12 protein-coding genes and 1 riboswitch are annotated in these 12,013 nt (G+C 63.7%); of the genes, 5 read left to right on the top strand and 7 right to left on the bottom strand.

Going from position 1 to position 12,013, the window contains the following annotated elements:
* Positions 1-5 precede the first annotated feature (5 nt).
* The 3 genes from ABVN19_RS08635 to ABVN19_RS08625 all read left to right on the top strand — a co-directional run bounded on the left by ABVN19_RS08635 (position 6) and on the right by ABVN19_RS08625 (position 2,737).
* Positions 6-1,193, top strand: a complete 1,188-nt coding sequence (locus ABVN19_RS08635; protein WP_028945103.1) for a type II secretion system F family protein — start codon at positions 6-8, stop codon at positions 1,191-1,193.
* Between the two features lie 39 nt (positions 1,194-1,232).
* Positions 1,233-1,347: riboswitch (TPP riboswitch) on the top strand.
* A 79-nt stretch (positions 1,348-1,426) separates the two neighbouring features.
* Entirely contained in the window at positions 1,427-2,074 is a 648-nt protein-coding gene (locus ABVN19_RS08630; protein ID WP_105641336.1) for a TenA family protein, read from the top strand.
* A gap of 3 nt (positions 2,075-2,077) precedes the next feature.
* Positions 2,078-2,737, top strand: coding sequence for a TenA family protein (locus ABVN19_RS08625; protein ID WP_105641337.1), 660 nt, complete (start codon positions 2,078-2,080; stop codon positions 2,735-2,737).
* Between the two features lie 23 nt (positions 2,738-2,760).
* On the opposite strand, the gene ABVN19_RS08620 is transcribed toward ABVN19_RS08625, so the two are convergent.
* From ABVN19_RS08620 to ABVN19_RS08590, 7 genes are all read right to left on the bottom strand, one after another.
* Complete coding sequence (locus ABVN19_RS08620; protein ID WP_028945100.1) at positions 2,761-3,771, bottom strand: putative sulfate exporter family transporter; 1,011 nt, start codon at positions 3,769-3,771, stop codon at positions 2,761-2,763.
* Complete coding sequence (locus tag ABVN19_RS08615; protein ID WP_028945099.1) at positions 3,768-4,094, bottom strand: Rieske 2Fe-2S domain-containing protein; 327 nt, start codon at positions 4,092-4,094, stop codon at positions 3,768-3,770. The genes ABVN19_RS08620 and ABVN19_RS08615 overlap by 4 nt, the downstream gene beginning before the upstream one ends.
* On the bottom strand, positions 4,091-4,741 hold the full coding sequence (locus ABVN19_RS08610) for a DsbA family oxidoreductase (RefSeq protein WP_105641338.1): 651 nt from the start codon (positions 4,739-4,741) through the stop codon (positions 4,091-4,093). Before ABVN19_RS08610 ends, ABVN19_RS08615 begins: the two co-directional genes overlap by 4 nt.
* A complete protein-coding gene (locus tag ABVN19_RS08605; RefSeq protein WP_028945097.1) occupies positions 4,738-6,054 on the bottom strand; it encodes an MFS transporter in 1,317 nt (438 codons plus the stop codon). The genes ABVN19_RS08610 and ABVN19_RS08605 overlap by 4 nt, the downstream gene beginning before the upstream one ends.
* 108 nt (positions 6,055-6,162) lie before the next feature.
* A complete protein-coding gene (locus ABVN19_RS08600) occupies positions 6,163-7,215 on the bottom strand; it encodes a 3-keto-5-aminohexanoate cleavage protein (RefSeq protein WP_028945096.1) in 1,053 nt (350 codons plus the stop codon).
* A gap of 58 nt (positions 7,216-7,273) precedes the next feature.
* Complete coding sequence (locus ABVN19_RS08595) at positions 7,274-8,122, bottom strand: TauD/TfdA family dioxygenase (protein ID WP_028945095.1); 849 nt, start codon at positions 8,120-8,122, stop codon at positions 7,274-7,276.
* Between the two features lie 12 nt (positions 8,123-8,134).
* Positions 8,135-9,115: a quinone oxidoreductase gene (locus ABVN19_RS08590; RefSeq protein ID WP_028945094.1), complete on the bottom strand. Its 981-nt coding sequence runs from the start codon at positions 9,113-9,115 to the stop codon at positions 8,135-8,137.
* Positions 9,116-9,310: 195 nt separating this feature from the next.
* Here ABVN19_RS08590 and ABVN19_RS08585 point away from each other — a divergent pair, with 195 nt between their 5' ends.
* Together ABVN19_RS08585 and ABVN19_RS08580 are read left to right on the top strand one after the other, a co-directional pair.
* A complete protein-coding gene (locus ABVN19_RS08585) occupies positions 9,311-10,810 on the top strand; it encodes a PLP-dependent aminotransferase family protein (RefSeq protein WP_105641339.1) in 1,500 nt (499 codons plus the stop codon).
* A gap of 112 nt (positions 10,811-10,922) precedes the next feature.
* Positions 10,923-11,984 (top strand): TIM barrel protein, encoded by a 1,062-nt coding sequence (locus tag ABVN19_RS08580; protein WP_105641340.1) that lies wholly within the window; start codon positions 10,923-10,925, stop codon positions 11,982-11,984.
* Positions 11,985-12,013: the final 29 nt, after the last annotated feature.

Raw genomic sequence — 12,013 nt, 5'->3', positions numbered from 1 at the left:
GCCCCATGCGCTACGAGCTCAAGGCACTGGGCAAGGCTGGCGTGGTCTTGCTGACGCTGGACGCCCAGGACGCCGGACAAGCCCGGCAACAGGCCGAGCAACAAGGCCTGCGGGTGGTCAGCGTGCGCAGTTGCGAGCGTTTCGCCAAGCTGCGCTGGCGGCGTGGCGAGGCGTTCGACCTGGTGCTGTTCAGCCAGGAACTGACCACCCTGCTCAACGCCGGCCTGCCACTGATCGACGCCCTGGAAAGCCTGGCCGAGAAAGAGTCGGCGCCCCAGGCCCGCAAGACCCTGGGCGAGTTGGTGCGCCTGTTGTACGAAGGCAAGTCGTTCTCCCAGTCGTTGGCGCAGTTGCCGAGTGTGTTCCCGCCGCTCTACGTCGCCCTGGTGCAGTCCAGCGAAAAGACCGGTGCCCTGGGGGATGCCCTGGGGCGCTATGTTGCCTATCGCCAACGCATGGACGAAGTACGCCAGAAGATCATCAGCGCCTCGATCTACCCGCTGTTGCTGCTGTTGGTCGGCGGTGGCGTCGTACTGTTCCTGCTCGGCTATGTGGTGCCACGCTTCAGCCTGGTGTTCGAGGGCCTGGGTACCGAGCTGCCCTGGCTGTCGCGGTTGTTGATGCAGGCCGGGATGTTCCTGCATGCCCACCAGGCACCGCTGGGCATCGGTTTTGTCGCAACGCTGGTGGGAATGTTCGTGCTGCGCCGCGACCCGCGGGTGCGGCGTTGGCTCAACCGTCAGCTCGAACGCCTGCCGGCCCTGCACCGGCGCCTGGTGATGTATGAGCTGGCACGGTTCTACCGCTCGTTGGGGATTCTGCTGCAGGGCGGCATCCCGATCCTGACGGCCATGCAAATGGCCCGTGGCCTGCTCGGGGCGGCTGCCAGCCAGCGCCTGGAGCAGGCCTGCGAACGGGTACGCGAAGGGTTGTCGCTGTCGGCGGCGCTGGAGGCCGGGCAACTGGTGACACCAGTGTCGCTGCGCTTGCTGCGCGCCGGTGAGCAATCGGGCAACCTGGGGCAGATGATGGAGCGCAGCGCCGACTTCTACGACGAAGAGATCGGCCGCTGGATCGAGTGGTTCGTACGCCTGTTCGAGCCGTTGCTGATGACCTTCATCGGGCTGTTGATCGGCTTTATCGTGATCTTGATGTACATGCCGATTTTCGAGCTGGCCTCGAGCATCCACTAGCGGGCAACGTGACATTCCTGTGCGCTTGCTGTATAGATTCGGCCCACCAAGGGGAGCCCGGCAACGGGCTGAGAAACCGCTGGCGCAAGCAGCGCGGTGACCCTACGAACCTGATCCGGATCATGCCGGCGGAGGGATGGGGATAGCCAACCTGCCTTTTTGCCGGTCTCACTGCGAGGCCGCCCATGTCTGAAACAATCGGTCTCGCTGTCGCCATCAATGAGGACAGCAGGATGACCGAACGCTTTACCGACACCCTTCGCCGCCAGAGCGAACCGCGCTGGACCCAGTCCATCGAACATCGTTTCGTCAACGAACTGATGGCCGGCACCCTGGACGATGCCGTCATGGTCAACTACCTGATCCAGGACCATCGCTTCATCGACAGCTTTCTGACCCTGCTGGGGGCCGCCATTGCCAGTGCCGACACCTTCGAGGCGCGCATTCGCCTGGGCCGCTTTACCGGGGTGATTTCGGGGGAAGAGAACACCTATTTCCTGCGTGCCTTCGAGGCGCTCGGCGTCAGCGAGGCTCAACGCCTGGAGGCACCGGATTCGGTGCCCACCGCAGGCTTCAAGGCAATCATGCAGGAAGCGGCTGCCACCCGCTCTTACGCCGCCGCCCTGGCGGTGCTCAATGTTGCCGAAGGCCTGTACCTGGACTGGGCACTGCGTGCGCCCAGGGAACTGCCACCGCGCTTTGAACATGCCGAGTGGATCACCCTGCACGACAACCCGGATTTCCAGGCCTTCGTCGCCTTCCTGCGCGCCGAGCTCGACCGTGTAGGCCCTGCCCATGAGCAGCTCAGCAGCGACTTCTTCCTGCGCGCCGTCGCGCTGGAACAAGCCTTTTTCGACGCCGCCTACGACCTCAAGGGGTAACGCATGGACATTTTCGAGCGCCTCAAGCAGGCCGCAGCCGCCGACTGGAACAGCTATGTCGACCACGACTTCGTCCGCCAGATGGGCGCGGGCACCCTGGCCCAGCCAGCCTTTCGCAAGTACCTGGTGCAGGACTACCTGTTCCTGATCCAGTTCGCCCGCTCCTGGGCCCTTGCCGCCTACAAGAGTCGCACCCTGGCCGACATTCGCTCGGCCCAGGCGGGGCTGGCGGCCATTCTCGACGAAACCGAACTGCATGTGCGCCTGTGCCAGCGCTGGGGCCTGTCACCTGAAGCGCTTACTGCCACACCGGAACACCAGGCGACGGTGGCCTACACCCGTTTCGTCCTGGACTGCGGTGCGGCAGGCGACCTGCTCGACCTGCATGTGGCACTGGCCCCCTGCGTCATCGGCTATGCCGAAATCGGTCGCAATTTAAGCCCCGAGGGGGCCGAGGCCCTGGTCGATCACCCGTACCGCGAGTGGATCGGCGAATACGCCGGTGCCGGCTATCAGGCGGTTGCGACGGCTGCCCGGGCGCACCTGGACGACCTGGCCTCACGGGCCATGACCGAACGTCGGTTCGAGGAGCTGGTGAAAGTCTTCGCCCAGGCCTCGCGCCTGGAGGCCGACTTCTGGCAGATGGGCCTGGACGCCCAGTAGCAAGGCAAGCCCCGCATTGGGGGCTACAACCCCCAATGCATCAGGGCCAGTACCAGCACGACCAGAAATACCGTCTCCCCCACCATCAAGGCAATGGGTTTGATGCCTACCTTGGCCAGTTCCTTGAGCTGGGTCTTCATCCCCAGCGCACTGATCGCCACCACCAGGCACCAGCGCGACAGGTCGTTGACCCCGCCCTGCACCAGCGCTGGCACCCAACCGGTACTGTTCAGGCACGCCAACAGCACAAACCCTACCGCGAACCAGGGCAACAGCGGCGGCCGCTGACCACTGGCATCGTCCCCGGCGCGCCGGGTGATCATCGCCGCCACCACGATCACCGGCAGCAACATCGCCACCCGCATCAATTTCACCACCGTGGCCACATCGCCGGTCTCGGTGGACATGCTGTAGCCAGCCCCCACCACCTGCGCCACATCGTGGATAGTGGCGCCCAGGAACACCCCGGCCTGCGGTGGCGACAACTGCAGCCAGTCAGCGATCATGGGGTAGAGGATCATCGCCAGGGTCGACAGCGCCGATACGCCGATCACCGTAAACAGCGTGGCATGTTCCTTCTGCTTGTGCGCAGGCAGCGCCGCCGCCAGTGCCAGTGCCGCCGACGCTCCGCAGATGGCGGTCGCACCGCCGGTCAACATGCCGAACAGCCGATTGAACCCCATGGCCTTGGCGACCACCATCGACACGCCAATGGTCACCACCACGATAATGATGACCAGTGCCACCGGCTTCCAGCCAAGGCTGGCAATCTGCTCCAGGGTAATACGCATGCCCAGCAACGCGACCCCAATGCGCAATACCGTGCGTGCGGTGAACTCGATACCGGCCTTGCAGCGCCCGTCTGCCGCGAGAAAGTTCAGGGCCATCCCCAGCAACAGGGCAAACAGCATCACCGGTGCGTCGTAGTGTTCACTCAGAAAACTCGCCGCCGCCGCCGCGATCAGGCTGACGATAAAGCCCGGCGCCAGCTCCCGCGCACGGTGGTTGACGGTGGCAATTGCGATTGTGCTCATTGGCCAGGCTCCTGGGCATCCAACACGATATACACCTGCTCACCCAGGCGTTCGACCGGGTAGCTCGGCACTTTGAGCGCCGTGGAATTGAGCAGGTAGCCGCTGGCCAGATCGAAGCGCAGGCCATGGGCGCAGCACTGGATCACCCGCCCGTCCAGACGCCCGCCGCACAACGAAGCACCCTGGTGCGGGCAACTGTCGTCAATGGCGTACAGGGTGTCGGCGACGTTGAACAACGCCAGGCTCCTGCCCTCGAATTCCACCAGCGCGCGACTGTCGCGTGCAGGCACCTTGTGGGCGGGCACGGGGTATCGAAGCGTCATGCTGCAGCCTCTGCCAGGGACTCGCGCATTACCTCGAGCAACACCTCCACAGGTTGGGCGCCAGACACCACACGGCGCTGGTTGAAACTGAAGCACGGCACACCGCTGGCCGGCGCCGGGCTGGCACTGGTGAACGGTGTACCGTCACCGCGCAGGCAGTCGGCAACCTGTGCCGGCATCAGCCCGCAGCCCTCGGCAATGCCCAGCAAAGTGGCGCGATTGCCCAGGTCCTTGCCTTGGTGAAAGTAGGCGGCAAACAATTGATCGAGCAGCGCCTCTACCTGAGTCGGATTGCCCAGGGCCACGGCGCGCTCCAGCAACCGGTGAGCATCGGCGGTGTTGGGCATGCGGCTGATGCGGGAAAAGTCGATGTGCGCACCCGCTGCGCTGGCCGCCACCCGTACCTGCGCCTGGCGGTGGCGCACTGCCTGCTCGCTGCCCAGGCGCTCACGATAGAACGCCTCGAACGGCAGGCCATCTGCAGGCATGTGCGGCAACAGCTGCACGCCCCGCCAGCGCAGGTTGACCTGTAGCCGGGGTTGCTCGGCGCGCAGTTGCGCCAGCGCACGCTCAAGGTGGCGCTGGCCGATCAGGCACCAGGGGCAGATAAAATCGAAAAATACATCGATGGACAACACAGGCTTCACGGTTTCAACTCCTGGGCCACGCCTGGCTCTGCCACCTGAGGGTCTTGCAGGCGAGCCATGTCGTTGTGGTAGTGGCGTTTGGCAATAAAGAACACGGCAGCCGCGCCGATACTGATCAGCGGCACCAGCTGGAAGGCTGCGTGCAGGCCGATCACGTCGGAGACGCGGCCGGTAATCAAAGGCCCGGTGGCCAGGCCCAACAGGTTGTTGGCCAAGGTCAGGGTGGCGAACGCGGTGCCATGCACCGAGTAATGGGTCAGGTTGGCAACCATGGCACTGGATGGCCCGTTGGTGCCGGCGGCAATCATCATCCCCAGGCAGATCAGTACCAGTTGCGCGGTGCCCGAGGGCAATGCAAAGGCCAGCGACAGCAACAGGCAACTGCCCAGGCAATAGCCAATGGCCAGGCTGATCTTGCGGTCCGGGCGCTGACGCCCCAGGCGGTCGCAGAGCATGCCGCAGAGAATGATGCCAATGCCGCTGCACAGCACGATGATGGCCGCCACGGCGCCAGCCTTGTCAGTGCCCATGTCGTAGTAGCGGTTCAGGTAGCTGGGCATCCAGACGATCACCGTACCGCCCACGAACAGCTGCAGCCCGCTGGCCACATAGGCGGCAATCACCGAACGGCTGCCATACAGGGTGTGCAGCGGCCGGGCGACCTTGCAGGCGGCTGCGGCGGCGCGCTTGGGGGCGATCTTGGCTTCCTTGACGATCAGCGGGTACAACACGGCCAGCAACAGGCCGAACGCCGCCATGCCGGCAAATGCCCAGCGCCAGCCAAAATGCTGGGCCATCACTCCGCCCAGCGCCATGCCCAGCACCGAGCCGAACATGCCTCCGGCCATGAACGCACCGGCCAGCGTTGCACGCATGTCGCGGGGGAATACCGCCACCACCACGGCGATGCCGACACTGCCATAGGCCGCTTCACCGACACCTACCAGGAAACGGGCAATGAACATTTGCTGGTAGTTTTCCGCCAAGGCGCAACCCAGGGTCGCCAGGCTCCAGAGCACAGCCATCAGCACCAGGCTCCTGATCCGGCCAAAGCGGTCGGCCAGCAACGACAGCGGAAAGGTCAAAAGCCCCACCATCAGGGCAACAATGCCGCTGAGCAAGCCCAACTGACTGTCGGTCAGGGTCCATTCGCTCTTGAGCAGCGGAAAAACGGCGTTCAGTACCTGACGCGACATGTAGTCGGAGATCAGCAGGCCGAAGGTCAAGGCAAAGACAATCCAGGCATAACGCCGCGGAATGCCACGTGAAGTGTCGGCACCATCATCTGTGGCGCTGGCGATATAGGCGGCCATGCTGCCTCCTCTGGTTGTCTGGCGTAAATCTTGTTGTTATTGAAAAGCCTGACTGATAACGCTGTAACGGACGGGTCGGCGCCTGTCGGGCGCGCCGACCCTGGTCCATCAGGCGCGCTGGGGTACGCCTTTCTGGCCCGGCAGGCGGTTAGGCGCCATGCCGTTGGCCTTGAGGGTTTCCTCGATGCTGCGGTACTGCTCGCCAATGCGGTAAATGGCACGGGCTTCCTTGCCGTTGGCGATTTCGCGGCCCAGCTCGTGGGCAACACGCACGGTTTGCTGGATCTGTTGCACCGAGCCGAAGCGCTTGCCGTGCTGGTCGATAATGGTGTCTTCGTTGCCACAGCGTGGGTGCAGGCCCATCGCCAGGGCCATGGTGTTGAACGGCAGCACGTTCTTGAGCAGCGATTCGGCGGTCAAGGTGCAGCCATTGGGCGCGCGGTGGATGAAGTTGAAGAAGTTGAACGGGTTGGGGCCGTCGAAGCCGCCGCCGATGCCAATCCAGGTCAGGTTCAGCGGGCCCATGTAGTCGCCCCGGCGCACGATGCGCTCAAGGGTTTCCAGGGCATGCATGCCGGTGAGCTGGAAGTGCGGCTGAATGTTGCTCGCGGTCAGGCGGCGCAGGTGTTCGCGTACCCAGGCAGGCCCGGCCGGTACGGTCATTTCGCTGTAGGCGGCCTGGATCGCCGGATTGGCCAGCGAGGTGCCCTCCAGGTACTCCGGGTACAGCAGCTCCATGATATTCATTTGCGTGGTGTTGATTGCCACCGTGACCTGGTCGGGCTTGGGCGTCAGGTCGGCGAGCATGTGGCGGGTGTCGTCGGACAGCCACTTGGCGGCTTCGCCATCGCTTTCCGGGGCGAACGAGATCGAACCGCCCACCTGAATGATCATCTCAGGTACCGCTTCACGCACGCCGGCAATCAGTTCGTTGAATTTGGACAGGCGCTTGGAGCCCTTGCCGTCGAGTTCACGTACGTGCAGGTGGAGTACGGTGGCACCGGCCTCGTAGCAATCGACCGCTTTTTGAACTTGTTCATCCATGGTCAGCGGAATGTCTTCGGGAAAGTCCTCAGGCATCCATTCCGGGCCGTACGGGGCGACGGTGATCACCACCTTTTCCATGTTTTCCGGGTGCAACGAATCATCGAAGAATTGCATGCTGTCATCCTCAGTCTTGTTATTGTCTTTTGTCCGCCGTGGGGCGGATCGGTAATGCTCAGAAGGTACGGTCGCCCTTGATCCCGGCGCGTTCCATCTTGCGGTGGCATGGCGGGTAGTCCATGACCGCGTAATGCTGGGTACTGCGGTTGTCCCAGATGGCGATGCTGTTGGGCTTCCAGCGCCAGCGCACCTGATACTCGGGCAGGTAGGCCTGGCTGATCAGGTAGCGCAACAGGTCCGAGGCACCGGGGTTGGCGTCCTGGCCGAAACGCACCCGTTGCGGGGTGTGGTAGTTGCTGAAATGAGTGGTGAAGGCGTTGACGAACAACACCTGTTCGCCGGTTTCAGGGTGGGTGCGCACCACCGGGTGCTCGGCATCGGGGTACTGGGCCTTGAGCGCCAGGCGCTTTTCCATCGGCATCGCGGCGCCGAAACTGGCCTCGATGCTGTGGCGAGCGCGCAGGCCTTCAATTTTCTGTTTTATGTCATCGGGGAGGTTCTGGTAGGCCAGCACCATGTTCGCCCACAGGGTGTCGCCCCCCACCGGCGGGCACTCCACGCAGCGCAACACGCAGCCCATCGGCGGCGCCTCGCGCCAGGTGGCGTCGGTGTGCCACGCGTTTTCATAGCGATCGACCGGCTGGTCGGGACGCTTGTAGATCTGCACCAGGCCCGGGTGCTCCGGGTCGCTACCGGCCACCGGGTGGTCCTCCAGGTCGCCAAAGCGCCGGGCGAAGGCCACATGTTCGGCACGGGTGATGTTCTGGTCACGCAAGAACAGCACGCGGTGCTTGAGCAGTTGTTCACGCAACTGGTCGAACAGGCCATCGTCGTGGACCGCATCCGCCAGGTTTACACCGGTCACTTCAGCACCGATGGCGCAAGTCAGTTGTTCGATGTGCATGTGTTGCCCTCTTCAGATGACGAAGATCGAGGAGCCGGTGGTTTTGCGCGCTTCCAGGTCTCGGTGCGCCTGGACGGCGTCCTGGAGGGCGTAGTGTTGGTTGATCTCGATCTTGATCCGGCCGCTGCTGACATGGTCGAACAACTCGCCGGCCAGGTCGGCCTTCTCGGCGGGGTCGGCGATATAGTCGGCCAGTGCCGGACGCGTCAGGTGCAAGGAGCCCTTCATCGCCAGGATCTGCGGGTCGAACGGCGGGATGGTGCCGGAGGCAGTGCCCACGCAGACCATCAGGCCGCGGCGCTTGAGCGAGTCGAGCGAGGCCATGAACGTGTTTTTGCCAACGCTGTCGAACACCACGTTGGCGCCCACCCCGTCCGTCAGCTCGCGCACGCGCGCAGCCACGTCTTCATGGCTGTAGTTGATGGTGTGGGTGCAACCATGGGCCTTGGCCACTTCCGCCTTGGCTTCGGTGGACACGGTACCGATCACATTCACGCCGAGCAGTTTGGCCCACTGCGAAACGATCAGGCCGACGCCGCCAGCAGCGGCGTGCAGCAGCACGGTATCGCCGGGCTTGAAGTCGTACAGGCGGCGCATCAGGTAGGCCGAGGTGAGGCCACGCATGGTCATGGCTGCGGCGGTTTCAAAAGCGATGGTCTCGGGCAGTTTGATCAGCGCGGCGGCAGGGATCAGGCGCTCGGTGCAGTAGGCACCCAGGGTGTTGAGAAAACCGGTGTAGGTCACACGATCACCGACGGCCACCTGGGTCACGCCCTCACCTACTGCCTGCACCACGCCCGAGGCTTCGACACCCATGCCGTTGGGCATCGGAATCGGGTAGGTGCCGTTGCGAAAGTAGGTATCGGCGTAGTTCAGGCCCACAGCCACCTGGCGCAACCGGACCTGGCCCGGGCCGGGCTCGCCGACCTCGGCGTCCTCATAGCGCAGCACCTCGGGACCACCGGTTTGATAAAAACGTACGACTTTGGCCATGCATGTCACTCCAATCATCGATCTGGACGCAGTGCGTCAGTTCAGGTTGATTGGACTCTAAGCCCTACGCTTGCGAGGTGCTTCGCATCGGACGACACACTGTTTTCATTTGATGACAACCCAGCCGCCAGTGGCCGCCCGCAAGGCTTTCTCGTACGATGATCAGGCCCTCTTCACCTTGCCAACGAGTCCCGAATGAAGTCCCCCGCCGGTTTGCTGCTTTCAGGTATTGAGCTCGATCGCGACAGCACCACCCCGCTTTATCGCCAGCTGTACCTGCAGATCCGCAAGCAGATTCTCACCGGGCGCCTGCAAGGGGGCATCCGCCTGCCGTCCACGCGCACCTTGAGCCAGGAACTGAACCTGTCGCGCATCACCCTGCTCAACGCCTTCGACCAGTTGATTGCCGAGGGCTTCCTGGTGTCACGTACCGGAGCCGGTACCTATGTGGGCGATGAGTGGGAGCGCGCAGGCGGAACCGAGCCGCAGCCGCCTGTGCCACCGAAGCTGTCGGCGTTGAGCCAGTCGATGCTGTCGCTGCGCAGCGATCACTTTCGCGGGGTGTCCTATGCCCATTGCGGCTCCGACACCCCGACCTCGTTCCTGCCCAGCCATGGCGCCTTCGAGGCCTTTCCCCAGGCGGTGTGGAAGCGCCTGCTGAGCCGCCATGCGCAGAAGCCGAGCAAGGCGCTGCTGGGCTATGGCGAGCTGCAGGGGCTACTGGACCTGCGCCGGGCCATCGCCGAGTACGTGTTCGACGCCCGTGGCATCGACTGCAGTGCCGAGCAGGTGGTGATCGTCTCCGGCGCGCAGCAGGCCTTCAATCTGTTGGCGATGCTGCTGCTCAATCCGCACGACCCGGTGTGGATGGAGGACCCGGGCCACATTGCCGCGCGCATAGCCTTCCAGGCCCATGGCTGCCGGGTGGTACCGGTACGCATCGACGACCAGGGCATTGATGTGCAGCAAGGCATTGCCGACTGCGCCGATGCCCGCCTTGCCTTCACGACCCCGTCCCGCCAGCATCCCTTGGGCGTGACCCTGAGCCACAGCCGGCGCCTGGAACTGATCGACTGGGCAGCAAGCCATGAGCGCTGGATCATCGAAGACGACTGCGACAGCGAACTGCGCTACAGCGGTCGCCAATTGCCGGCGCTGTATGCCATGGACCAAACCGATCGGGTGATCTATGTCGGCACATTCAGCAAGGTGCTGTTCCCGTCCCTGCGCCTGGGCTATGTGATTCTACCAAAGCCCCTGGTCGAACCCTTCTGCACCATCCGCGCTGTCATGGACCGCAGCCCGCCCACCCTGCTGCAGGCGGTAACGGCGGACTTCATGTGCGAAGGCCACTTCATCGGCCACATACGCCGCATGCGTGTACTGTATCAAGCCCGCCAGCAGTGCTTGGTGGATACCCTCAAGCGAGAGCTGGGCGGGCTCTTGCGAATTGCCCCGGTAGAAGCCGGCATGCACTTGATCGCCTGGCTACCGCCGCACCTGGACGATCAACTGGTCGCCCGGCAATTGGCCGAGCAAGGTGTTCACACCTATGCCTTGAGCGACTACTGCCTGCAGCGGTACCTGCCGCCCGCCCTGCTGATCGGCTTTGCCGGTACCCCCCAGGTCGAGGCCCCGGCCAAGGTTCGGGCCCTGGCCCAGGCGCTGCGGGCCCTGGGGCACCTGAAGCCGTAACCGTTTTGCAGTGGCCTTAACATTCGATTCGTAATGGATCTATCGAGCGATCCTCGCCGGCGCGATAAAGAACGCGCCGGTAGAACCGGTGCCCGCACCAGGAACGACTCGAATGAATGCTATCCAAGAACGCTTCACCCGGTTGCTCGATAACAAGACCAAAGGCGCTGCAGCGCCGGTGCTGTTGACCCGCGAACTGGCCGCACGCCTGCTCGAACGCCTCGATCAGGTTCGCCTGTTCGCCCATGCCTACCCCTTGTTGACCAACCTCACCCATGGTCGCCTGACGCCCTTCGACCTCCTCGACTTTGCCTATCGCCACGAACTGGCGGGGCTGAGCCTGCATATGCTCGACGGTGAGCACAACAGCCTGTCGCAGATGAGTGCCGAGCAGTTGGGCGCCTTTGCCGAGAAGGCCCAGGCGTTGCAGCTGGCTGTTCACCTTGAGCTGAGCAGCACCCTCAAGGCCGATGTCGATGCCGCGATCGCCGTGGCCAAGGCCATCGGTACCCGCAACATCCGCGTCTATTCGCGCTACGAAGGCCCGCTGTCGCAGGTGATGGAGCGGATCGCCGGCGACCTTCAATACCTCGCCCAGCAGGCCGATGCCCACGACCTTTACTTTGATTTCGAGCAGCACGAGGAGCTCAAGAGCGACGAAATCGCCCAACTGCTGAGCCAGGCCAACCACCCGCGCCTGCACGCCCTGTTCGACTTCGGCAACATGATCAACGCCTGCGAGCAACCCTTGCAGGCCTTGGCGCACCTGGCCCCGCACATTCGCCAGACCCACCTCAAGGGTGTTCGCGTGGTAGCCGAGGCCCAGGGCTTTGGCCACTACGGGGTACTGCAAGGCAGCGCCGAAGACGACCTGCCCAGCCCGCGCATGTTGTTCGAACTGCTGATGCTCGGGGAACGCGAACCACAAGTGATCGCCTTCATCCTCGAACAGGAAAACCACTACGTCGCCCCGGCATTTCGCCAACTGCACGAGCCGGCCGACCCGTTCATTGCCTACCGGGAAATGAGCGACACCCCCCTGCCCGAAGGCTTCACCCTCGAACAGATGCTGGCCGGCGAACAGCGCTGGGCCAACAACCAGGTCAGCTATGTGAAGGGCCTGCTGGCCGAATTGCGCACGCTGGCCGAACTTGCCCTGGCCACCTCCGCCTGAGCGCCCTACCCATCACGCCTGGAGAACAA

Source organism: Pseudomonas vranovensis (assembly GCF_040438935.1).
Lineage (GTDB): Bacteria > Pseudomonadota > Gammaproteobacteria > Pseudomonadales > Pseudomonadaceae > Aquipseudomonas > Aquipseudomonas vranovensis.
Note: the sequence above shows the minus strand (reverse complement) of the source record. Positions and strands in the feature narration are given on the sequence as shown.